Consider the following 21676-nt stretch of genomic DNA (forward strand, 5'->3'; position numbering starts at 1 on the left):
GCCCGGACCGCGCGGGGGTACGTGCTCGTGGTCCGATTTCAGCGAGAGGTCGATCATGCCCGTGCTGCTGTCCACCACCGCGCCCAAACCGCTTCCACTGCCCAGGTCGACCCGGACCGTCGCGGAGGAGGTGCGTCGCCTCGCCGACGGCGGGGAGCTGACATTGCCACTGCCCGGCGTCGACACCGGTCGCCGGTGGACGGCGCTCGCCGCGCTGGGACGCACCGACCTCGCCGTCGCGAGGCTGGCCGAGGGGCACGTCGACGCGCTCGCCATCCTCGCCGAGGCGGGCCGTCCCTCGGTGCCGGACGCGCTCTACGGCGTGTGGGCGGCCCGGTCCGGCGGCACCGGCGCGGAGCTGACGCCGAACGGTCTCGAGGGGACGGTCCGGTTCTGTTCCGGACTGACCGCCCTGGACCGTGCGCTGGTGGTGGCCACCACGCCCGGCGGTGACGGTTCGACGTGCCGGCTGGTCGACGTGGACCTCCGCGCCCCGGGCATCGTGCGGGAGCCGGAGCACTGGCAGGCCATCGGCATGGACGCCTCCGACAGCGGCGACGTGCGGTTCGATGCGCTCGAGGTCACGCCGGACATGGTCGTCGGACCACCGGGGTGGTACCTGAGCAGGCCCGGGTTCGTGCTCGGGGGCGGTGGGGTCGCGGCCGTGTGGCTCGGCGGTACGGCCGGGGTCGTCGACGACGTGCTGGCCTCGCTCGCGTCGAAGGCCGACGAGCACCAGCTCGCGCACCTGGGTGCCGTGCACACCGCCTTGCGCTGCGCCGAGGCGTTGCTGGCCGACGCGGCGACCCGCGTCGACACTGCACCAGAGACCGACCACACGCTCCTCATGAGCACCTGCCGGGCGGCGGCGGAACGGGCCGCGTGGGAGACGCTGGACCGGGTTCCCCGGATCACCGGCGCGACCCCGCTGTGCCGGGACCACGCGTTCGCCCAGCGGCTCGCCGACCTGCAGGTGTACGTGCGCCAGCACCACGCGGAACGGGACCTCGCCGCGCTGGGCCGCGCGGTGCTGACCGAGGCGGCGCCGCGATGACCGAACCCGCGACCGAACAGTCCACGCGCGGCCCGCGCACGATCACCGACGAGGCCGTCTGGACACCGTGGCTCGACGACCTGCGACCCTTTCCCGACGACTCCTACCGGCACGCTGTCGTGCTCGCCGCCCATCCCGACGACGAGACCCTCGGCGCGAGCGGGCTCCTCCAACAGCTCCACGCGAAGGGCGGGTCCGTCGAGCTGGTCGTCGCCACCGACGGCGAGGCCGCGTTCCCTGGACTGTCCACGGCGGAACGCGCGGAGCTGGGTCGGGTCCGGCGCCGCGAGCTGCACGAGTCGCTGCGTGCGCAGGGCATGCCGGACGTGCCCGTGCGGTGGCTCGGACTGCCCGACTCCGGCCTCGCCGCCCACCGCGACGAGCTGGCCGAGCTGCTCGCCGAGTCGCTCGCCGACGCGGACGTGTGCGTCGCGCCGTGGCCGGGCGACCCGCACCCGGACCACCAGACGGTCGGCGAGGTCGGCCTGCGGGTCGCGCCCGTCACCACGCACCGGTGGTCCTACCCGATCTGGATGTGGCACTGGCTGCGTCCCCAGGACGTCGGCGTGCCGAAGAACCGGGCGTTCACCCAGGCACTCAGCGCCGACCAACGGGAGCGCAAGGCCGAGGGCATCGCCGCGTTCACCTCGCAGCTCCAGCCGGGACCGGGCGGCGCCGACCCGATCCTCAGCCCCGCCATGCTGCGTCACTTCGCCCGCGACCGGGAGGTCGTGTTCCGTGAGCCGCCCGGACGCAGTGCGCCGGTCGGGCGCTTCGCCGAGCTGTACGCGGGCAGCGCGGACCCCTGGGACGTGGCGGAGGGCTGGTACGAGCAACGCAAGCGTGCGGTCGCACTCGCGTGCCTGCCCGACCGGGGCTACGGCACCGTCGTGGAACCCGCCTGCGGGCTGGGTGCGCTCACCAGGGACCTCGCCGCCCGCGCCGAGCGCCTGATCGCGTTCGACCCCGTGGCCGCCGCGGTGAAGCAGACCGTCGAGAACACCGCCCACCTGTCCAACGTCGAGGTGCGGCAGGGTTCCCTGCCCACCGACCTGCCGGACGGGCCGCTCGACCTGGCGGTGTTCAGCGAGATCCTCTACTACCTCGATGACGACGACCTGACCGCCACCATCGAGCGGACGGTCGCCGCGCTGCGGCCGGGTGGCGACCTCCTGGCCGTGCACTGGCTGCCCTGGGCCGCCGAGGCCCCGCGCGACGGCATGGACGCACACCGCAGGCTGCTGGCGCACCCGTCGCTCGACCCCGTCGTCGAGCACACCGACGAGCAGTTCGTCGTGCACGTCCTGCGGCGCAGATGATCTCGGCGGTCGCCGTCGTCATCCCGGCCAGGGACGAACACCGACGCATCCGGAGCTGCCTGCGGGCGGTTCGCCACGCGCTCGACCGGCTGCCCGAGGGCATCACGCACACCGTCTGTGTCGTGGCGGATCGGTGCACCGACCACACCGCGGCGCTCGCCGCGACCGAGCTGCCGACGGCCCACATCGTGACCACCGACGCCGACCTCACCATCGGCGAGGTCCGCGACCTGGGGGTGCGTACCGCCCGGACCGTCCTCGAAGGACATTCCGCCGCGCGGACCTGGCTCCTGTCCACCGACGCCGACACCGTCGTGCACCACGACTGGGCACGTCGCCACGTCCGGCTGGCGGACGCGGGCATCGACGCGGTCGCCGGTGTGGCGCACCTCGACCGGCCCGCCGGACCGACGCGTGCGGCGCTGGAGCGTTACGCGGCGGTGGTCGGGCGGGCCAGCGGGCCGTGGGGACACGGCAACGTGTACGGCGCGAACCTGGGCGTGCGGGCCGACGCGTTCGACGCGGTGGGTGGTTTCGGCGCCGTACCGGTCGGCGAGGACCACGACCTGTGGGTACGTCTGGGTGCCGCGGGTTACGCACGCCGCCACGCCGACATCCCCGTCGTCACCAGCGGCCGCCACGTCGGCCGCGCCAGAGGCGGCCTCGCCGACCTGCTCGCCGCGCTCGGCGACTAGCTGGCGGGCACGCCCGGGATCGTGCGGACCTTCGCCCGCAGCCGTCCCTCCGCCACCTGCCAGTCCAACACCGGCTGCGGCGCGGTGGCCGGTCCGTGGACGACCGCGCCGTCCCGCAGGCGGAACACGCTGCCGTGCCACGGACACTCCACACAGGACTCCCCGGCGACCTCGACGAGGTCACCCTCGTTCAGTGGCGCCGCCATGTGGCTGCACCGGTCGTGCAGCACCGTGAACCCGTCGCCGGACGACACCACCATCACCGGGATCAGCCCCGCCTGCCGCCGCGCGGGCTTCCCGTCGGCGAAGTCCGTCACCGCGCCGAGGTCGCACCACTCCTCCGGGCCGGTGTGCGGGACCTCGGCGGCGTGGTTGGCGCCGACCGCGCGCCGGAACGCGAGGTCCCCGCCCAGGGTCGCGCCGAGCATGGCGAAGGCGTAGCCGAGCAGCCCGGCGGCCACCCCGCCCTTCGTCCGCCCGGACCGGCGCAGCAGCAGGGAACTCACGTAACAGGCGAGTGCGGCGGAGTTGGCCGACGCGTGCACGACGCCGATCCGCTGCTGTTCCTCGTGGCTGTCCGCGTAGTCGACCAGGCCGGTCATCGCCGCAGGCGCGCTGCTCAGCAGCCCGAGGCCGATCAACCGGCTCGAACCGGAGTCGGGCGCGCCGGTCAGGTCCAGCAGCGCGGCACCGGTGTAACAGCCGAGTGGGAGCTGCGCGAGCGCGGGGTGCAGGGGGTGTCCCAGCCACACGCCGTGCGCCGCGTCCTTGACCACGCCTGGCCGTACCACGGCGTGGACCGCGTCCCGGACCATGCCGGCCACCTTGTCCAGCACCTGTGCTCGCGCGACCCGGTCCACCAGGTTTCCCCACTCCGTCATGCCGTCCGGGTAACCGGGGGCCCACCCGCGAAACTTCGGACCGTTTCCGGTGGGCGCCCCCGGGTACGCCGCCGCGGACGCCAGGAGAAGGGACACCGCGATGCCACTGCGTGCGACCGCGCTCGTCTGCAGTCTCAAACCCTCGCCCGCGCGGTCGAGCAGCCAGCTGCTCGCACAGCAGCTGCTCGACGAGCTGGCCACACACGACGTGACCGGGGAGCTGGTCCGGGTCGTCGACCACGACGTCCGACCCGGCGTCGAGAAGGACATGGGCGATGGCGACGAGTGGCCCGCGATCCGGGAGAAGGTCGTGGCCGCCGACATCCTCGTCATCGTCACCCCGACCTGGATGGGTCACCCGTCGAGCGTCTGCCAGCGGGTGCTGGAACGCCTGGACGCCGAGCTGTCCGAAACAGACGCCGCCGGCCGGCCCGCGATGTTCGGCAAGGTCGCCGTCGCGGCGGTCGTCGGCAACGAGGACGGCGCGCACAAGATCGTCGCCGACCTCTTCCAGGCGCTCAACGACACCGGGTTCAGCATCCCGGCGCAGGGCTGCACCTACTGGAACGGCGAGGCCATGCAGACCGTCGACTACCAGGACCTCGACGAGACCCCGGACGCGGTGTCGTCGGCGACCTCGACCGCGGCGCGCAACGCGGCGCACCTCGCGGCCCTGCTCGCGAAGGACCAGTACCCGGCGGGGTCCTGACGGTGCACGGTGTCAGGGGCGCATGAACGCGGGCAGGTCACCGCACTGACCCGGGTCGCCGGGCGCTGTCGGCGCCCCTTCCCTGGCGACGGTCTCGGCCAGGTCCCGAACCTTGACGTTGAGGTCCTGCGAGGTCCTGCAGAGCACGTCGAACGCCTCGTCGGCCGTCAGGTGCCGCCGGACCATCAGGATGCCCTTGGCCTGGCCGATCACATCCCTGCTGGCGACGGCACGCCGCAGCTGCCGGACCTCCTGTTCGGACCTGGCGACCGCCTCCGTCCTGGCGAGGGCGAGCGAGGCGTGGGTCGCCACGAGCAGGAGGGTGTCCCGGTCGTGGTGGGTGAACGCGTCCGGGCGACGGGAGTACACGTTGAGCGCGCCGGACGGGCAGGGTGGTTCGGCGTCGGACGGCAACGCGGTCGACAGCAGCGAGTGGAACCCGCGCCGCGCCGCAGCCGGGCCGAAGCGGCGCCAGCGTGGCTCTGCCGCGAGGTCGACGCTGACCACCGTCGCCGGGCCGTCCGGACGGGTCGCCTCCACACACCCGCCCTCGCCGAGCGAGTACTGCAGCCCGTCCAGCTCGGCGGCCGGCCAGTCGGTCTCCACCGTGGTGTGGCACTCGCCGTCGCGACCGCGCAGCGTGACACTGACCGCGTCCGCCGAGGACACCGCGTCCCGCGCGAACGTCACCACCCGCGCCAGGGTCTGCGTGACCGACGTCGTACCCAACAGGGCGTGTGTCAACGACAGGAACCGCGCCGCGGGGTTCGCGTCGTCCGGTGTCAGTACATGGCGAGGCACGGCAGCCATCCCCGGTCTCCACCAGCCGCGGTGAGCAGGGCGGCCAGTACGCCGGTGGCGCCGGAGAGCAGGGTCGCGTCCAGTTCCGGGAGCTCGTCGAGCCGTTGGACCAGGTGACCGGTGAGCGTGTCACGCAACGCGGCCGCGGCGGGCAGCCCGGCGTGGCGCGTGAAGGCGTCGGCGACGAGCAGCATCCCGGCCGCGCCGTGGCACGCGGCGAGCGGCTCGTCGGTGAGGTGGAAGTCGGGATCGTAGGCGGCGCACAGGGTTTCCATCGCCTCGGTGGCCACCGCACACAGCGCGCCGCCGTCATGTCCACCGTGGACGAGCATCTGACCTGCCGCCCACAGCGCCCACGCGACTCCCGGCGTGCCGTAGCACCAGGCCTGCCTGCGCACCTCCCCCACACACCCGGCCGAGGTTCCCCGTGCCGGCCACGACATCACGCCGCGCTCGTCGGCGCACCGCTGCGACACCAGCCAGGAGGCGAGGCGGTGTACGGCATCGGCGACGCGCGCGTCACCGGGCAGGTGGGGCATCGCCATGCTCAGCGCGGCGACCGGTCCCGCGACGCCGTGGGCGAGTCCCGTGACGACACCGCCCTGGGCCCAGCCGACGAGCGGATGGCCTGCGAACGCACCGATCCGGAACCCGGTCGTGCTCTCGGCGAGGCCGACGAGGTGCGTGACGGCCGGGGCGAGCCACTCCTGCCGCACCGGCAGCACCCCGGTCACCTGCGCGAGCACCACCCCCGCCGAGCCGAGGACCACGTCGTAGTCGTCGAACCCCAACTCCGAGGTCCGCCACCGGGGCTCCGCCGTCGCGACCGCGACCGCGGTCCGTTCCGCCGCGTCCACCACGTTCGGGTACCGGGTCGCGACGAGCCGAAGTCCGGCCAGGATCCCGCTCATGCCCCCGAAGAGCCCGAGCCCGGCTCGGCGCCGGTTGCCCGTGCGCAGCCAGGCGCGGATGGCGTCGCGGGGTACCTGGCCGTCCGGCACGAGCGTCGCGAGCACGACCGGTCCCAGATCGGGACCGGCCGTGTCCGCGGCGGCCGAAGCCGTCCAGGAAGCGAGCACCCGCTCGGCGGCGGCCGACAGGGCAGCAGTCGGTTCCGCCGAGACAGTCATGACCCGCTCCTCCGTGTTCATCAGCAGACGTAGGTACCGGCGCCGCCGCAGTGACCGCTGCAGGCGAGGGAGCACACGACCGACCCGATGGTCTGTGCTTCCCCGACCGCGATCGTCTCGCCGACCTCGGCGTCAAGTTCCGCGACCAGAGCGTCCAGTTCGTCCAGCTCGATCGTGCTCTGCATCGTGTTCTCCTTCGGTTCGACTCTTCGCATCCCACCGGTTCCCGGTGGTGTCAACGGGTGGTCAGCGCGCCACGAGCGGCGCTCCATCCACAGTGGACCGTTCGAGGTCCGACCAGGCCCTCGCCACCTCGTCGGCGAGCCGGTCCGGGCTCGCCCGGTGCGGCAGGCGCACGAGCAGCTGCGCGGCGAGTGGCTCGCCCGCCTCGCTCCGCACCACCGCGTCGTCCGGGCCGGGCAGCATCTCCTCGAGCACCAGCGCCGAGGCGGACGGATCGGCCAGCACCCGGTCGAACACGCGGAGCGCGGCGACGCTGTCCAGGTCGACCGGCCGAGGCCTGCGCGCGCCACGCGCACGCAGGAAGTTCCAGCGGGGTGCCCCGGTCTCCGCGCGCAGCCTCGCGAGTGCCCGCACCCGGTCCACGAGCGGCGCGGCGGGACGTGGCAGGTCCTCCCTGGACACGACGACCGACCGCGGCGCGAGCACCAGGCCGCCGTCGACGACGAGCCGGGGCAGCCGCCGCCGGGCGGGGAACGCGGTCATGGGGTCACCCGGGGCGAACGAGGCCGCCAGCCTCCCGACCGGCGAGGTCGCCATGAGCAGCGCCAGGACGGCGTCCCACGGGCGAGGTGGCACCCTCGTCGCATGGCAGATCGGCCACACCGGGCGTCCCGACGGGTCCTCGGCGACCAGCCGGGCACCGTCGCGGCGGACCGTGATGTGCCCGAGCGGCAGGTACCGGCCGGACGGCCCGTGGTCACCGAGGTAGGTGGCCGGGTCGGCGTCGCCGGTCCACAGACCGGTGTAGCGCGGGCGGCGCACCGCGTTCGCGCAGCGGAGACCGTTGGGCGGCACGAGCACCTCGACGATCTCGACACCGCAGCGGCCCGCCACCGCGTCGAGGAACGCGCGGTACGCGTCCACATGCGACACGTCCTCGTGCAGGCCCCGCAACGCGTCGACGAACCGCGCGTCGATCACACCCGCCGCGTTCACGCCTTCCAGCACCGCGAACGGCCCGCCGGAGGGCAGTGGCCGCACGAGGCAGTCGGTGGGCCACGGCCGGTGCTCGACGGGCGGCACGCCGAGGTCGTCCAGCACGGCGGGGGTGAGGTCGACCTGGTCGTGGTCGGCGTGCCCGGCGATCCACTCGCACAGCCGGTGGTGCGCCGTGCCCGGCTCCGGCTCCGACCAGGTCGAGTGGTGGTGCTCGGTGTGCTCGGACGAGCGTCCGTCGAGGAACCGCGCGACGAGCTCGGTCACCGGTCGCGGTCGCGAGTCGACGGTGTCGAGCACGGGGTGGCGCCGCGTGGCCGCGCCGACCGCGGCCTGCACACGGCGGGCCTGGTCCACGAGGCCGCCGAGCCGCTCGATCGCCGCGCCGGGCACGTGACCGCTCGCGCGCCGGTACACGTCGACGAAACCACCGGCGAACACGCCGTCGGCCTGTTCCGGACGTGGCCGCGCACTCCAGCTCCGCAGGCGGGCCCTGGGGCGGGTCGACGCCTGCACGATCCCGAGCCGGACGAGGTGGTGCAGGAAGCCGCGCACCACGTCCGCGCCCCTGCCGTCCGGCGCGAGCAGGGCGGCGATCTCCTCGGCACGCACCGCCCCGCCGCCGAGCGCCTGGCTGACGACGTCGAGCGGCTGTGTCCTGCGCACGCGCACCAGCCGCACCCCGGCCTCGGTGTCCGGGTCCGCCACCCAGCAGCACAGCCGGTCGTCCTCGATCCAGTGCAGCCCCGCCATCGACAGCGACGCGTCCGGCAGGTCGTCGGCCTGGGACAGCTCACGCCGGTGCGCGCCTATGTTGCCGACGGTGTGGACGGCGTAGTCGCCGACCGTCGCGTCGGTGAGCAACGCGCCGTCGGAGCCGGGGCCGGAGCCCACGACCGCGACGTGCCCGAGCCAGCCCCTCGGCGTGGTCTTGTACGCCGCCCTGGCGAGGATGCGCAGCAGGTAGTCGGCGCGCTGCCGCATCCGCTTGCCGCTCCACGCGGGGTCGTCGGCGAGCCGCTCCCGGATCTCGGCAGGCAGGTTCGGCGCGGCGTCGGCCACGACCCGCAGGACCGCGGGGTCGCTCGTGGCCAGCTCCCACGGCAGGGTCGCGAGACGTTCCCGTTCCCGCTCGATCGCCCTGGCGAGCCGCCCGTCCTCCGCGACGAGGTCCCGCGACCACGCCGCGGCGCGGAGCAGGTCGCCGGTGAGGCTGTCCTGGCCGTCGAGGACCGCGTTGACCACGGCGAGCCTGCGGCAGTCCACCGCGTCGACCGGTTGCCCGCGCAGCAGTGTGCGCCGCGTCGCGAGCGCGAGGCCGCGTATCGCGGCGGGCAGCTCGGGGTGCGGCACGAGCTCCGCGGTCAGCCGGGCGGCGAGGCGGCCGGCGAACCCCGCGTAGTCCACTTCGGACCGCCCGCGGCCGCGGATGCGTTCGAACAGCGCCGGGTTGCCTGCCTTCGCCAGCACCGTGACGGGCAGCGCCGCCACGCGCAGCAGTCCGGCGGGGCCGGTGAACGAGCCGTCAGCGCACATCGTCGCCGCCGTCGCGGAGTGCCTCGGTGAGCAGGGCCTGCCTGCCGAAGCTGAGTCCGGCCCGGTTCCAGCTGAACACCACGTACCACGCGACGGCACGGTCGCGGTCGGTGTCGTGCAGGGAGGCCGCCCAGTCGGCCGCCGGTGACGCCACTCCCGTCGCGTGCGTCGCGGCGAGCTGCCGGACCTCGTCCTCCCGAGGCACGTCCGACCGCCGCCACCAGCCACGCAGCCCGGCCTTGACGGCGTCCGACGCGGTTACGGCCGTCGGAAGGGCTCTGCCGGTCTCGACGACCTGCGCCCAGACCCCGTGCTCGCGCTCGCCGCCGATCCCCATCGCGTCGAACACGTGGCGCAGCATGGTGAACGACAGCGCCCACGCGGGTGTCCGACGTGGACCGGCGTGGAACCGCAGCCAGGTCGTCGCGTCCACGGTGAACATCCGGTGCGCGTGGCGCATCGGGCCATGGCCGCCGAACTTGTGCTCCTCCGGTTCGTAGGCCCCCGGTACGATGTCGTCGACCAGACCCTCGGCAGACCAGCGACGCGCCAGCTCGTCCAGTGCCGCCCCGACGACGTGCTCGTGCCCCGGCGCGGGCCGGAACCGCACCCGCAGCCCGGGGGGCTTGCTCATGAAGAAGAAGTCGTCGACGAGCCGCCGGTCGCGCCACTGGTCCACCACGGAGGACAGCTCACGGAACAACTCCCCAGGTCGCCCGGCCGACGGCGCGAGACCGAGCTGGACCCAGCTGTCGGTGGACTTCGCGTCGCGGAGGGTGCTCGTCATTTTTCCCCCGTATTCGTCGGCATTCCGAGGCGAACGTAACACCGGCGGCACGACGGCCGTCGAAACAATACGGAGGCAGATCCCGCATGCCCGTCCTTAGCGGGGCGATAATCACTGGACCGGACGTTTCGACCTGTCGCGTCGACACGCTGCGTATCGACGGACTACCCCCGTTCGGGCGCGTTTGGGGCTAGCCGAAAAGGTAAGGCAACGCGTGGTATGTCACGGTCAGGCTGATCACGGTCGGGTCGGCGGCGCCGGCGGGTCAGCCGTTGGAGTGACGGACACCGGTTAGTACGGTTTCCGCTTGAGTTAACGGAACATGTACGTATGGTGTAGATCAACCTTGACACAGCCAATTGCACGCGCGGCATCCGGGGGGGTTCCCACAATCGCCCGCACGACCACATTTGGCCCGATTCGCCACGCATTCCTGAAAGTGGGAAGATGAGCAGTCCCGACCCGACCGGACCCGCGAGGCCCGTGCGCGCACCGAGATCGCTCCGGGTGGACGTCGAGGACTCGGTGATCGTCCCGCTGCCGACCTCCTACCCCGCCTCGCTCCTCGGCAGGCTGCGTGACGTGACCGACCTGCGTGCGCTGCCCGAGGAGGACCTGCCCGGTCTCGCCGAGGAGATCCGGGACGTGCTGGTCTCGACGGTCACCCGCACCGGCGGCCACCTCGGCTCCAACCTCGGCGTCGTCGAGCTGACCATCGCCCTGCACCGCGTCTTCTCCTCGCCGGAGGACGCGATCGTGTTCGACACCGGCCACCAGAGCTACGTGCACAAGCTCCTCACCGGGCGCGGTCCCCACTTCGAGCAGCTGCGCAGGCCGGGCGGCCTGTCCGGCTACCCGAGCCGCGCCGAGTCACCGCACGACCTCGTGGAGAACTCGCACGCCTCCGCCGCGCTGTCCTACGCCGACGGCCTGTCCCGCGGGTTCGCACTGGCTCCGGGACGGCACCGGCACGTGGTCGCCGTGGTCGGCGACGGGGCGCTCACCGGGGGGATGTGCTGGGAGGCCCTCAACAACATCGCGACGTCCGACCGGGCCGTGGTGATCGTGCTCAACGACAACGGCCGCTCCTACGCGCCGACCATCGGCGCGGTGGGCCGCCACCTCGCCGAGCTTCGCGGCGAGACGGGCAGGTTCCGGCTGTCGGTCTTCGAGAACCTGGGCATCTCCTACGTCGGCCCGGTCGACGGCCACGACCTCGGCCAGCTCGACGGCGCGCTGCGCAAGGCGCGGGCACTGTGCCGTCCGGTGGTCGTGCACTGCGTGACGACGAAGGGCAAGGGCCACGAGCCGGCCGAGACCGACGCGGTCGACCGCCTCCACACCGTGCCGCCCGCGCCGACCGGGGCCTCGACCACCACCCCGGCCAGGCCCGCGTGGACGTCGGTGTTCGCCGACGAGGTCGTGCGGCTCGGCAGGGACAGGCCCGACCTCGTCTGCCTCAGTGCGGCGATGCTGCGGCCGACCGGCCTGCACCGGTTCGCCGAGGAGTTCCCGGAGCGGACCATCGACGTCGGGATCGCCGAGCAGCACGCGGTCAGCTGCGCGGCCGGTCTCGCCATGGCGGGCATGCACCCGGTCCTCGCCGTGTACTCGACGTTCCTCACCCGCGCCGTCGACCAGGTGCTGCTCGACGTGGCACTGCACGGCCTCCCGGTGACGTTCGTGCTCGACCGGGCCGGGGTGACCGGCGACGACGGACCGAGCCACCACGGCATGTGGGACCTGTCGCTGCTCCAGGCCGTGCCGGGACTGCGCATCGCCGCGCCCCGCGACGGCGCCCGGCTGGCACGGCTCCTCGCCGAGTCCGTCGCGACCGACGGGCCCACCGCGCTGCGGTTCCCGAGGGGCACGCCGGGGCCGGACGTGCCGGAGCTGCGCACCGAGGGTGGCGTCGACGTGCTCCACGAGACCGGCAGGCGCGACGTCCTGCTCGTCACGGTCGGTCCGCTGGCGGCGACCGGGGTCCGCGCCGCGCTGAAGCTCGACGAGCACGGCATCGGCGTGACCGTGTGCGACCCGAGGTGGGTGAGCCCGCCCGACCGGGCGCTCGTCGACCTCGCGGCCCGGCACCGGCTGGTCGTCTCCGTCGAGGACAACGTCGTGGTCGGTGGCGTGGGCACCCGCCTCGCCCAGACCGTCACGGCGGCAGGCGTGCCGACGCCGGTGCACGCGCTCGGGCTGCCTACCGAGTTCCTGCCCCACAGCCCGCGGGCCGACATCCTGCGCCGCCACCGGCTCGACGCGGCCGGTCTCGTCAGGACGATCACGGCTCTCGCGGAAGCCTGACCGGCTCGACATCCCGCCTCGTGCGTCAAACCCGGTCGGGCCGTGGGTCCGATGCCGGGAGCACGGCAGACCGGAATTCAGGGCGGGCATTGTCGGAGGGTGTCGCGTGTCCGCCGCCTTCTTCCTTGTAATACCCCGAAGGTGCTTTCTACCGCCACGTCGCCCTCTTCGTCGAACCCAGGTCAACGACACCCTGTAATCACCGGAACAGGCGGTTTGCGGTGTGGCTTGTCCGCACAGTCACCAGTATGGCTTCGGTACCCCCGGAAGGGAGGTTACTTCCCATTTCGAAGACACGACCGGGAATGCAATCCGTCACCGTCGGAACTCAACCGACGCGATGGGGTGGATACGTTCACCGTTAGTGTTACTCGACAACTGGTCGGCGGAATTCGGTAGTAACTTGCAAGAAGTCCGAGATCGTCACGATCGCTTCGTAAGGAGACATCTATGCAGAAGTTTGCTGGCCGTCGCATGTATCTCGCGGCTCTGGCCGTGCCGGTCGCCATGGTGATCGGACCGCTGACCGCGTCCGCGGAGGGCACGGTGGCCGACTTCGTCGCGACCGGGTCCGGCGACTTCCCGTTCGCCTGGTGCTACCCCGACAACGTCAACGTCGCGGACCAGACGACCGACAACGACCACGTGTCCTTCATCATCAACGGCGTGGGCAACGAGAACTCGGTCGGCAACGGCAACACCGAGATCAGCAACACCCAGGACTCGGCGATCGGCAACGACCGCGCCCTCCGCGCGGTCCCCGACGAGACCGTCGAGACCACGGACGCGACCACTGACGAGGCCACGGACGAGGTAACCGAGGAGGCAACCGAGGAGACCACTGACGAGACGACTGCCGTCGACGCCACGGGCGACGACGGCGGCTGGGGCAGCGGCAACGCCGCCTTCTACGACGAGGGCTGGGCCGGCGCAGGCGCCGACGGCGCGGCGACGGGCGCCACCACGGCGGCTTCCATCACGGCCTCGGGCGACTGGGGCAGCGGTGACGCCGCCTACTTCGACACCAGCTTCGCTGGTGCCGGCGCTGACGGTTCGGTCGCGGGTCACATCACGAGCCTCGCGGTCAACTACAGCGACGGCTGGGGCGGTGGCGTCAACGCCGCGCTGTACGACGCGGGCTTCTCGGCGGCCGGCGCTGACGGTGCCATGACCGGCGGCGTCACCACCGGTGCCATCAGCTGGTAACAGATCACGATGAGAAAGGCGCCGGCTCCCTGGCAAGGGAGCCGGCGCCTTCGTCGTTGGGACGTGTTGTCGGAGCGAGGATCGAGAGCAGTGCGGACCGGTCAGCGCATGCGCCGCGGCGGGCGCAGGGCCTCGAGGTCCTTCCGGTCGAACGTCTCCAGCTGGGTGAGGACGGGCTCGAGCTTGATGAGGCACCGGATGACGATCTGGGAGACGTTCGAGGACGAGGTGTTCACCGTTGCGGCGATCTCCCCCACGGTCAGCCCGTCGAACAGGCGCAGCCGGGTGACCTCGCACTGCCGTTCGGTCATGTACGCCATCACCCGCAGGAGCCGTCGCCGCACATCGCAGGCGTCGACACGGCGGACCGCGACGTCCTCGGGGTTCTCGAGCTGTTCGGCCGACTTGACGGGCGCGGAGTAGTACTCGACGCGACCGGCGCACAGGTTCTCGATCATCCCGGTGAAGTAGCCGTACCAGTCTGGCTCTTCCGGGGGCGGGTCACACATCACCGCGGTGAAGACCTCGTGCACGACGTCGGCGGCGTCGACGTCCGCTCTCTCCCGGAGGCACCGCGCGGCCACTTCGATCATGACGGGGCGGTACTTGTTGTAGATCTGCTCCCAGTTCACCGGAACACGACCTTCGCTGCCTTCGCGCGTGGTGGAGCGCACTTCAAGTCGGGCTCCCGCCGGTCACACGTGGGAACCGCCGTCCGGGCAGAGCACGCGGACGTGTACCTCTACAAAAGCGCCCCGCGCCAGGGCAGGCTGTTCTACCGAGGGCGGTGTCGCGGGATGGCATCCCATCAAAGGGTGAACGCTAGTGCTGTGCACCGTCAGGCGGGTGGGACATCGTCTGCGGCGGCAGGAGGGAGTCGTCGTCCTCCTCCAGCGCCGCTTCGAGCTCGGCGCGCCGCCACTGTGGACCGACCGCGGTCATCTCGGTGGTCTGCGCGTCGTCGGACGAGACACGCGGTGGCGGCATGCGGTAGGCGAGTACGCCGCTGTCGAAGATCTCACTCAAGGCCTGCTCGCTGTTCCGCAGACCCTGGAGAAGCTCGTTCGCCTTGTCGAGCGCGTTCTGGATGATCTCCCGCGCCTCTTCCGCGGCCTGCGCACGACACACGTCGGCCTCGTACTGCGCCTGCTCTATCAGTTCGATCCGTTGGCGCAGCAGCTCTTCCGAATGCATGGTGCGTTCGGCGGCGGCTCGTTGGGCGTCGTCGCGAATCTGCTGCGCGTCCTGCTCCGCCGTGTCGATCAGCCACTGGACCGTGACGGAGGCGCGGGAACTGGCGTGGTCGCCCGCCTCGAGCGTGAGCAACCGTGCCACGGCACGGTCTCGCTCGGCCTGGGCGTAGTCGAGTGCGGTGCGGAGCTCGTACAGTTCCTGATCGACGGCGGCGCGGTCGTAACCGCGGAACCGAACGGGAAACGCCAGGTCGTCCTCTTCTGACATGTGAGGCACCTTTTCGATCGTGTCCAGAGCAAGCAAGGCAGGACCGGTCGGGGACCGGTCCTGCCTCATACCCACGAAACCCAGATCACTTGCTCTGGAGCGTGCCACCGTCAACGTTGTGGTTGGCGGCGCAGCTCTCCGGGTGAGCGGAGAGACCCTCGTTCTCGCCGGAGGTCAGGGCCGAGACGCCGAGGCCGTTGGCCACGTCCTCGATCGGGACCTGGACAGCCAGGATGCCGATCGTGTTGTCGCAGACGCCGACGTTGGCGTTCACGTTGTGCAGGACATCCAGGTTGTTGAGGTTCGCGACCCCAACCTGGTTGTCGTCGGCCGGGCCCGTGAACGGGGAGGCGGACGCCTGGCCGGCAGCGAGGGGGACCATGCCGGCGGCGAGGGCCGCTGCGCCGATGATGACCTTCTTCAACACGGGAATACAGACCTTTCTGTGGTGGACGACGGATTCTGACCGTCGAGGGGGAGAAAAACGATCACTTGGACTGGAAAGTGCCGCCGTCGGTGTTCTCGTTCGCGGCACAGCTCTCCGGCGCGGCGCTCGCGCCGGTGTTGGTGCCGGAGGACAGGAGGTTCAGGCCGAGGCCGTTGAGCGCGTGGTCAACCGGCACCTGGACAGCCCCGACACCGATGGTGTTGTCGCAGACGCCCACGTTGACGTTGACGTTGTGCAGGACATCCACGTTGTTGGCGTTCACAAGGCCGACCTGGTTGTCGTCGCCCGAGGCGCCGGGGAAGCCACCGGCGTGGGTGCCCTCCGCAGAGGCGAACCCGCTCAGCATCACCATGCCGGCGGCCGCGCCGAGGGTGGCAAAGCCGATCTTCTTGATCATAGTGTCGAGATTCCCTACGTTTGATAGCAACGGTCAATAATCCGGATCGATCTTGCTCGACCGAGACGAGACCATAGCGCGGCAAAGTTCCCGCATTCCAGCTCCGTAATACCTTTGAACCGTGTAATCCCTCATTGATGTTGTCTTAGCGGGTTGACGACCAAATCTCATGACTCTACGAAGCGCTCGGCGACACGAATGGGTGGTTAATTACCCAGAGGTGCTCGCGCCACGAACCGTTGAGTAGGCGTCTGACGACAACCGACCGAAGAGGACCCCGCACCTCGTCCTGAACGGACACTCCCCGTTCGCGCACACCCGCCCGACCGGAAGGCCCCCGTGACGCGGTCCGTAGAGTGTGTCCGCAATGGACTGTCCACAAAGGAGATCGGGACGCATGAGCCGCCGGAACGTGGTCAGCCGGTCGTACGACCACGGGTCGACCGGCCGGGACGGCGGAACACCGCCTGTGCGCACACTCTCGACACCCGGTCGGGCGGCTGTCAGGATGGAAGGTCGACGTCGGGCCTGGGAGTATCAACGATGATGGTCGATCGGCTGCGGGTTAACCATCTGGTGGATCCGGTGGGGATCGACGATCCGACACCGGTGCTGAGCTGGCGGCTCGGGGCGCCGGACGGCGGCCACCGGCAGACGGCGTACCAGCTGCGGGTCGATACGGGAACAGTCGTCTGGTACACCGGCAAAGTCGTCTCCGGCCAGTCCGTCAACGTGCCCTACGACGGACCGGCGCCCACGTCCCGGCAGCGGTTCTCCTGGCGGGTACAGGTGTGGGACGAGCAGGACGTGGTGTCCGAGTGGTCCAAGGACGCCGTCTGGGAGATGGGCCTGCTCGCCCACGCCGACTGGCACGCGCACTGGATCGCCGACCCCGCCGCGGTGCCGAGGATCCAGGACCCGCTCGTCATCCGGTTCACCGCGCGGCAGACGCGGTTCCTCCGGCTGGACGTCACCCGGCTCGGCAGGCCGCTGCAGGAGGGGTGGCCGGACCCGGTCTCGCGGCTGCAGCTCGCCGAGCTCCAGGTGTTCGGCGGTGGAACCCTGCTTTCGCAACGGAAGCGGGTCACCGCGTCCGAGGCCTACACCGCGTCCGGCGTGTGGGGTCCCGAGTTCCTCACCGACGGCACGCTGCACTCCAACGCCGACCCGCGCGGCTACACCAGCCTCGAGCGGCACCAGCAGGACCTCGACTCCTCGATCTGGGTCGAGGTCGACCTCGGCGGCAGCGCCGTCGCGGACGAGGTGCGGCTCTACCCGCGCACCGACACGCACACGCCGGACGGCGGCGTCGCCAACTTCCCCGAGTCGTTCACCCTCCAGACCCGCAACGCCGCGTCGGATCCCTGGACCGTGGCCTTCCGCGGCACCGGGCAGGCCGCGCCGGAGCCGTGGCGGCCGCCGCCGGGACTTCCCCTGCTGGCACGCACGTTCACGGTCGACAAGCCCGTGACCAGCGCACGCCTCTACGCGGTCGGCCTCGGCGTGTGCGAGCTGCGGCTCAACGGCGCCAAGGTCGGCGACGCCGTGCTCGAGCCCGCGTACACCGACTACCGCAAGCGGGTCGTCTACTCGACCTACGACGTGACGAGCGCCGTGCGCACCGGCGACAACACGATCGGGGTCATGCTCGGCCACGGCATCCAGGACGTGCAGGGCGGCACCGGCCGCTACACCAAGTTCACCGGCTCGCTGGGCTTCATGAAAGCCCTGGTGCAGCTGGAGGTCACGCACCCGGACGGCACGCGGACCGAGGTCGTCAGCGACGGGCAGTGGCGGGCCGAGACCGGCCCGACGACCTTCACGAACTGGTTCGGCGGCGAGGACTACGACGCCCGCCGCGAGTTCCCCGGCTGGGACGGCCCCGGCGCGAACCACCAGACCTGGCGGGTCGCGCAGGACCTCGGGACGCCGACCGAGGTGCTGAGCGCGCAGGAACCGCCGCCCGTCCGCGTGAAGGAGACGATCAGCGCGGCCACGGGCACCGAGGTCGCGCCGGGGGTGTGGCTGTACGACATGGGCCGCAACCTCGCGGGCTGGCCGGAGGTCACCCTGCGGGGTGCCGCGGGCAGGACGGCGTGGCTCACCCCTGGTGAGAAGCTCGCCAACGGGCGCGTCACCCAGTCCGAGGTCGGCGAGCCGGTGTACTTCCGGTTCACGCCCGCGACCGACGAGGCGACCTGGCACCCGCGTTTCATGTACTACGGCTTCCGCTACCTGGAGATCAGCGGCCTGGCGGCGGCCCCGGCCCCGCAGGACGTGCGGGCGCACGTCCTGCGGGCCGACAACGTCGCGGTCGGCACGATCTCGACGTCCAACAGCACCCTGAACTCGGTGTACACGCTGGTCGAGCGCGCGGTCGCGAGCAACATGTTCTCCGTGCTCACCGACTGCCCGCACCGCGAGAAGCTCGGCTGGCTCGAGGAGACCCACCTGCTGTACGACACCGTGGCGGCGAGCTTCGACGTGGCCTCGTACTACCGCGCGATCGCCCGCGACATCCGTGACGCCCAGCTGGACAACGGGATGGTGCCGGACATCGCGCCGGAGTACACCGTGTTCGACGGCGGCTTCCGCGACGACCCGAACTGGGGCGGCGCGATGGTCATGGTGCCGTACAAGCACTACCGGACCTACGGCGACGTCGGGCCGCTCCGCGACGGCTACCAGGCGATGGTCCGCTACATGAACTACCTGGCGAGCCGGGCGGACGGCCACCTGCTCGACTACGGCCTCGGCGACTGGGGCGCGGCCGACGAGTCGACACCGGTCGGGCTCGTGGTGAGCAGTGCCTACCACCGGTTCGCGACGGCCATGGCCGAGATCTCGGACGCCGTCGGCGAGGACGCCACGCGGTACCGGACGCTGGCGGCCGACATCCGCGTGGCGTTCAACGCGGCGTACTTCGACAAGGCGGCCGGGCGCTACGGGTCGGGCAGCCAGTCGAGCAACGCGCTGCCGCTGGCGGCCGGGCTGGTGCCGGACGAGCACCGCGCGACCGTGCTGGCGGCGTTGAAGGCCGACATAGCCAACCGGGGCGGCCACCTGTCCACGGGCGAGGTCGGCCTGCGTGCCCTGTTCGACGTGCTCGGCGAGGCGGGCGACGCGGACACCGTCCTGACCATGGCGCTGAACGCGACCGCGCCGAGCTATGCCGCGATGCTGGCGTCGGGCGCGACGACGCTGCCGGAGTTCTGGGACGGGCGCGGGTCGCAGAACCACTTCATGATGGGTGCGATCAACGACTGGTCGTACCGCTACCTCGCCGGCATCCGTCCCGTCGAGCCCGGCTACCGGCGGTTCGTGATCGCGCCGTTGATACCGACCTCGCTCGACCAGGTGTCGGCGTCGTGGGAGGGCCCGTACGGGCCTATCCACAGCGCCTGGCGCAAGACGGCCACGGGGGTGCGCCTGTCGGTCGTCGTACCCGCGAACACCGAGGCCGAGGTCCGCCTCCCGAACGAGAACCCCCTGGTGCTGCCCGGCGGCACGCACGAGCTGACCTCGGCCGACTGATGTCGGCGGAGCACGCCGCCCGCTACGTCTCGGTCAGCTCGCCGTCGGCCAGGGTCAGCCACCGCGTCACGCCGATGTCGGCGAGGAACCGGTCGTCGTGGCTGACCGCGACGAACGCGCCTTGGTAGGCGTTCAGCGCGCTGGTCAGCTGGGCCACGCTCACGAGGTCGAGGTTGTTCGTCGGCTCGTCCAGCAGCAGGAGCCGGGGCGGCGGCTCGGCAAGGAGCACGCACAGGAGCGTCGCCCGCAGCCGCTCGCCACCCGAGAGCACACCGACCGGCAGCTGGGCCCGCTCCTCCGGGAAGAGGAACCGGGCCAGCAGGTGCCTCGTCTCCGTCTCCCCCAGCCCGGGGGCGAACGCACGCAGGTTCTCCAGCGTGCCGCGGTCGAGGTCCAGCAGGTCGAGGCGTTGCGACAGGTACGCGACCCTGCCTTCCGCCCGGTTCACCACGCCGCTCTCCGGCGCCAGGTCGCCGCTCATCACCCGCAGCAGCGTCGACTTGCCCGCGCCATTGGCACCTGTCAGCGCGATCCGCTCCGGCCCCCGGATCGCGAGCGTCAGCCCGGTGAACAGGTCACGCACGCGGAGCCCCTCGCCGTGGAAGACGGTGCGACCTGCCGGCACCGTCGTGGCAGGCAGGGTCAGCGCGAGCGTGTCGTCCTCCCGCAACGCGCGGTCCGCCTCGGCGAGCCTGGCCCGCGCGCCGTCGACGCGCTGTCCGTGCAGGTCGTTCGCCCGGCCCGCGGACTCCTGGGCACGCCGTTTCAGGCCGCCCTGCACGATCCTCGGGATGTCGGTGTTGGTGCGGGCCGCGTTGCTCGCCCGCTTCTGCGCACGTTCGCGGGCCTGCTGCAGCTCCCGCTTCTCGCGCTTCAGCTCCTGCTCGGCGTCGCGGTAGTTCTTCTCGGCGACCTCGCGTGCCGCCTGCCTGGCCACCTCGTACGCGGAGAAGTCGCCGCCGAAGAAGGTGATGCCGTCGGCGTCCAGCTCGGCGATGCGGTCCATGCGGTCGAGGAGCGCCCGGTCGTGGCTCACCAGCAGCAGGCACCCCGGCCACGAGCCGAGCACGTCGTGGAGGCGCGCCCGCGCGTCGCGGTCGAGGTTGTTGGTCGGCTCGTCGAGCAGCAGGACGTCCGGGCGCTTCAGCAGCTGCGCGGCCAGGCCGAGCGAGACGACCTGGCCGCCGCTGAGGGTGCCGAGCGGCCGGTCGAGCGGGAGGTCGCCCATGCCGAGCCGGTCGAGCTGGGCTCGGGCACGTTCCTCGATGTCCCAGTCGTTCCCGACGGCGGTGAAGTGCGCCTCGCTCGCGTCCCCGGCCTCGATGGCGGCCAGCGCGGCCACGACCGGGGCGATCTCCAGCACCTCGGCGACGGTCAGGGACCCGGTCAGCGGCAGTGTCTGGGGTAGGTACCCGAGCAGGCCGTCGACCGTGACGGAGCCGCTGTCCGGCTCGTACTCCCCGGCGACCAGGCGCAGCAGCGTCGACTTGCCCGCGCCGTTGGGCGCGACGAGGCCGGTGCGTCCCGTGCCGACGGAGAAGGAGAGGTCGCTGAACACGGGCGTGCCGTCCGGCCAGGAGAAGGACAGGTTCGTACAGACGATCTTGGACATGCCTCCGCGATCCCGCTCCCCTTCCCGGCCTCGACGACAGCGGCTACCTCACCGACCAGGCCGCGCGGACCGCGTCGCACGCCGTGGGCACGCGGTCGGACAGTGCGGTCACCAGGTCGGCCACGGCAGGGCGGAGCCCGGCCATGCGGGCCAGCACCCAGTCGTAGACCTCCTGGTTGACCTCGGCCCCGAGGAACCTCTCCCACAGGATGTCGTGTTCGTCGTCCGGTGTCTTCCCGAATTTCCGCAGCCACCTGCGCCCCTCGCGGGACAGCTCCGGTGCCGGGCCCGTCGGCACGTCACCCAGGTACTCGCCCGCCTCGGCGAGCGCGCCGAGGCAGTCCTCGAGGATGTCGTCCGGCGGCGGCCGCTCACGCAACACGCGGACGAGCCAGGCGAAGGCGTCCGGGCTCGCGGGCCACACCGACGTCTGGTGCACGATCGCGCTGGAGAAGTGCCGCGCTGCCCCGCGCTGGGCCTCGTGGTCGTCGTCGAGCAGGGCGGTCAGGTGGCCCGGGGTGTCCCGGGCGCTGCCGTAGGCGTGCGGCCAGGTCGTCCACTCGGCCCTGTCGAGCGCGGCGATCTCCTGCCGCAGGATGTCGGGACTCACGGCGCGAGAG

At 71.8% G+C, this 21676-nt stretch carries 19 protein-coding genes; 7 read left to right on the forward strand and 12 right to left on the reverse strand.

Annotated elements, in window-relative coordinates:
* The first annotated feature begins 55 nt into the window (after positions 1–55).
* The 3 genes from CLV71_RS14735 to CLV71_RS14745 are packed head-to-tail and all read left to right on the forward strand — an operon-like array spanning position 56 to position 3068.
* A complete protein-coding gene (locus CLV71_RS14735) occupies positions 56–1054 on the forward strand; it encodes an acyl-CoA dehydrogenase family protein (protein WP_133903325.1) in 999 nt (332 codons plus the stop codon).
* A complete protein-coding gene (locus CLV71_RS14740; RefSeq protein WP_133903326.1) occupies positions 1051–2373 on the forward strand; it encodes a bifunctional PIG-L family deacetylase/class I SAM-dependent methyltransferase in 1323 nt (440 codons plus the stop codon). The genes CLV71_RS14735 and CLV71_RS14740 overlap by 4 nt, the downstream gene beginning before the upstream one ends.
* Positions 2370–3068 (forward strand): glycosyltransferase family 2 protein, encoded by a 699-nt coding sequence (locus tag CLV71_RS14745; protein WP_133903327.1) that lies wholly within the window; start codon positions 2370–2372, stop codon positions 3066–3068. Before CLV71_RS14740 ends, CLV71_RS14745 begins: the two co-directional genes overlap by 4 nt.
* Here CLV71_RS14745 and CLV71_RS14750 read toward each other — a convergent pair.
* Positions 3065–3949, reverse strand: coding sequence for a Rieske (2Fe-2S) protein (locus tag CLV71_RS14750; protein ID WP_133903328.1), 885 nt, complete (start codon positions 3947–3949; stop codon positions 3065–3067). The genes CLV71_RS14745 and CLV71_RS14750 overlap by 4 nt on opposite strands.
* A gap of 100 nt (positions 3950–4049) precedes the next feature.
* Here CLV71_RS14750 and CLV71_RS14755 point away from each other — a divergent pair, with 100 nt between their 5' ends.
* A complete protein-coding gene (locus tag CLV71_RS14755) occupies positions 4050–4658 on the forward strand; it encodes a flavodoxin family protein (RefSeq protein WP_133903329.1) in 609 nt (202 codons plus the stop codon).
* Between the two features lie 12 nt (positions 4659–4670).
* Here CLV71_RS14755 and CLV71_RS14760 read toward each other — a convergent pair whose 3' ends face one another.
* From CLV71_RS14760 to CLV71_RS14775, 5 genes are all read right to left on the reverse strand, one after another.
* A complete protein-coding gene (locus CLV71_RS14760; protein WP_133903330.1) occupies positions 4671–5468 on the reverse strand; it encodes a GAF and ANTAR domain-containing protein in 798 nt (265 codons plus the stop codon).
* The gene (locus CLV71_RS14765; RefSeq protein WP_133903331.1) at positions 5441–6589 is read right to left on the reverse strand and encodes a lanthionine synthetase LanC family protein; all 1149 of its coding nucleotides are present in this window, start codon (positions 6587–6589) and stop codon (positions 5441–5443) included. The genes CLV71_RS14760 and CLV71_RS14765 overlap by 28 nt, the downstream gene beginning before the upstream one ends.
* 20 nt (positions 6590–6609) lie before the next feature.
* A complete protein-coding gene (locus CLV71_RS47635; RefSeq protein WP_166664098.1) occupies positions 6610–6774 on the reverse strand; it encodes a hypothetical protein in 165 nt (54 codons plus the stop codon).
* A 61-nt stretch (positions 6775–6835) separates the two neighbouring features.
* A complete protein-coding gene (locus CLV71_RS14770; RefSeq protein WP_243866458.1) occupies positions 6836–9304 on the reverse strand; it encodes a lantibiotic dehydratase family protein in 2469 nt (822 codons plus the stop codon).
* On the reverse strand, positions 9294–10091 hold the full coding sequence (locus CLV71_RS14775) for a thiopeptide-type bacteriocin biosynthesis protein (protein ID WP_133903332.1): 798 nt from the start codon (positions 10089–10091) through the stop codon (positions 9294–9296). Before CLV71_RS14775 ends, CLV71_RS14770 begins: the two co-directional genes overlap by 11 nt.
* Before the next feature lie 447 nt (positions 10092–10538).
* Between CLV71_RS14775 and CLV71_RS14780 the strand changes: the two genes are divergently transcribed.
* Positions 10539–12398, forward strand: a complete 1860-nt coding sequence (locus CLV71_RS14780; protein ID WP_133903333.1) for a 1-deoxy-D-xylulose-5-phosphate synthase — start codon at positions 10539–10541, stop codon at positions 12396–12398.
* A 450-nt stretch (positions 12399–12848) separates the two neighbouring features.
* Positions 12849–13604: a hypothetical protein gene (locus CLV71_RS47640; protein ID WP_166664099.1), complete on the forward strand. Its 756-nt coding sequence runs from the start codon at positions 12849–12851 to the stop codon at positions 13602–13604.
* A gap of 101 nt (positions 13605–13705) precedes the next feature.
* On the opposite strand, the gene CLV71_RS14790 is transcribed toward CLV71_RS47640, so the two are convergent.
* The 4 genes from CLV71_RS14790 to CLV71_RS14805 form a co-directional block, all read right to left on the reverse strand.
* The gene (locus CLV71_RS14790; RefSeq protein ID WP_133903334.1) at positions 13706–14236 is read right to left on the reverse strand and encodes a sigma-70 family RNA polymerase sigma factor; all 531 of its coding nucleotides are present in this window, start codon (positions 14234–14236) and stop codon (positions 13706–13708) included.
* A 190-nt stretch (positions 14237–14426) separates the two neighbouring features.
* Positions 14427–15101 carry a hypothetical protein gene (locus tag CLV71_RS14795; protein ID WP_133903335.1) on the reverse strand — a complete coding sequence of 225 codons (675 nt, stop codon included), beginning with the start codon at positions 15099–15101 and terminating at the stop codon, positions 14427–14429.
* Between the two features lie 49 nt (positions 15102–15150).
* Positions 15151–15492, reverse strand: a complete 342-nt coding sequence (locus CLV71_RS14800; protein WP_133903336.1) for a hypothetical protein — start codon at positions 15490–15492, stop codon at positions 15151–15153.
* A gap of 61 nt (positions 15493–15553) precedes the next feature.
* Positions 15554–15910: a hypothetical protein gene (locus CLV71_RS14805; protein ID WP_133903337.1), complete on the reverse strand. Its 357-nt coding sequence runs from the start codon at positions 15908–15910 to the stop codon at positions 15554–15556.
* A 546-nt stretch (positions 15911–16456) separates the two neighbouring features.
* Between CLV71_RS14805 and CLV71_RS14810 the strand changes: the two genes are divergently transcribed.
* The gene (locus CLV71_RS14810; RefSeq protein WP_481733814.1) at positions 16457–19444 is read left to right on the forward strand and encodes a family 78 glycoside hydrolase catalytic domain; all 2988 of its coding nucleotides are present in this window, start codon (positions 16457–16459) and stop codon (positions 19442–19444) included.
* Positions 19445–19466: 22 nt separating this feature from the next.
* Here the strand turns inward: CLV71_RS14810 and CLV71_RS14815 are convergent, their stop codons facing one another.
* Complete coding sequence (locus CLV71_RS14815; protein WP_133903339.1) at positions 19467–21056, reverse strand: ABC-F family ATP-binding cassette domain-containing protein; 1590 nt, start codon at positions 21054–21056, stop codon at positions 19467–19469.
* 43 nt (positions 21057–21099) lie between these two features.
* Complete coding sequence (locus CLV71_RS14820) at positions 21100–21666, reverse strand: hypothetical protein (RefSeq protein ID WP_133903340.1); 567 nt, start codon at positions 21664–21666, stop codon at positions 21100–21102.
* Positions 21667–21676: the final 10 nt, after the last annotated feature.

Source organism: Actinophytocola oryzae, assembly GCF_004364325.1.
GTDB classification, from domain to species: domain Bacteria; phylum Actinomycetota; class Actinomycetes; order Mycobacteriales; family Pseudonocardiaceae; genus Actinophytocola; species Actinophytocola oryzae.

Excerpts from the sequence above, each read along its gene's own strand:
- CLV71_RS14735 (WP_133903325.1), top strand. The coding sequence starts at position 56 with ATGCCCGTGCTGCTGTCCACCACCGCGCCCAAACCGCTTCCACTGCCC.
- CLV71_RS14740 (WP_133903326.1), top strand. The coding sequence starts at position 1,051 with ATGACCGAACCCGCGACCGAACAGTCCACGCGCGGCCCGCGCACGATC.
- CLV71_RS14745 (WP_133903327.1), top strand. The coding sequence starts at position 2,370 with ATGATCTCGGCGGTCGCCGTCGTCATCCCGGCCAGGGACGAACACCGA.
- CLV71_RS14750 (WP_133903328.1), bottom strand. The coding sequence starts at position 3,949 with ATGACGGAGTGGGGAAACCTGGTGGACCGGGTCGCGCGAGCACAGGTG.
- CLV71_RS14755 (WP_133903329.1), top strand. The coding sequence starts at position 4,050 with ATGCCACTGCGTGCGACCGCGCTCGTCTGCAGTCTCAAACCCTCGCCC.
- CLV71_RS14760 (WP_133903330.1), bottom strand. The coding sequence starts at position 5,468 with ATGGCTGCCGTGCCTCGCCATGTACTGACACCGGACGACGCGAACCCC.
- CLV71_RS14765 (WP_133903331.1), bottom strand. The coding sequence starts at position 6,589 with ATGACTGTCTCGGCGGAACCGACTGCTGCCCTGTCGGCCGCCGCCGAG.
- CLV71_RS47635 (WP_166664098.1), bottom strand. The coding sequence starts at position 6,774 with ATGCAGAGCACGATCGAGCTGGACGAACTGGACGCTCTGGTCGCGGAA.
- CLV71_RS14770 (WP_243866458.1), bottom strand. The coding sequence starts at position 9,304 with ATGTGCGCTGACGGCTCGTTCACCGGCCCCGCCGGACTGCTGCGCGTG.
- CLV71_RS14775 (WP_133903332.1), bottom strand. The coding sequence starts at position 10,091 with ATGACGAGCACCCTCCGCGACGCGAAGTCCACCGACAGCTGGGTCCAG.
- CLV71_RS14780 (WP_133903333.1), top strand. The coding sequence starts at position 10,539 with ATGAGCAGTCCCGACCCGACCGGACCCGCGAGGCCCGTGCGCGCACCG.
- CLV71_RS47640 (WP_166664099.1), top strand. The coding sequence starts at position 12,849 with ATGCAGAAGTTTGCTGGCCGTCGCATGTATCTCGCGGCTCTGGCCGTG.
- CLV71_RS14805 (WP_133903337.1), bottom strand. The coding sequence starts at position 15,910 with ATGATCAAGAAGATCGGCTTTGCCACCCTCGGCGCGGCCGCCGGCATG.
- CLV71_RS14810 (WP_481733814.1), top strand. The coding sequence starts at position 16,457 with ATGGTCGATCGGCTGCGGGTTAACCATCTGGTGGATCCGGTGGGGATC.
- CLV71_RS14815 (WP_133903339.1), bottom strand. The coding sequence starts at position 21,056 with ATGTCCAAGATCGTCTGTACGAACCTGTCCTTCTCCTGGCCGGACGGC.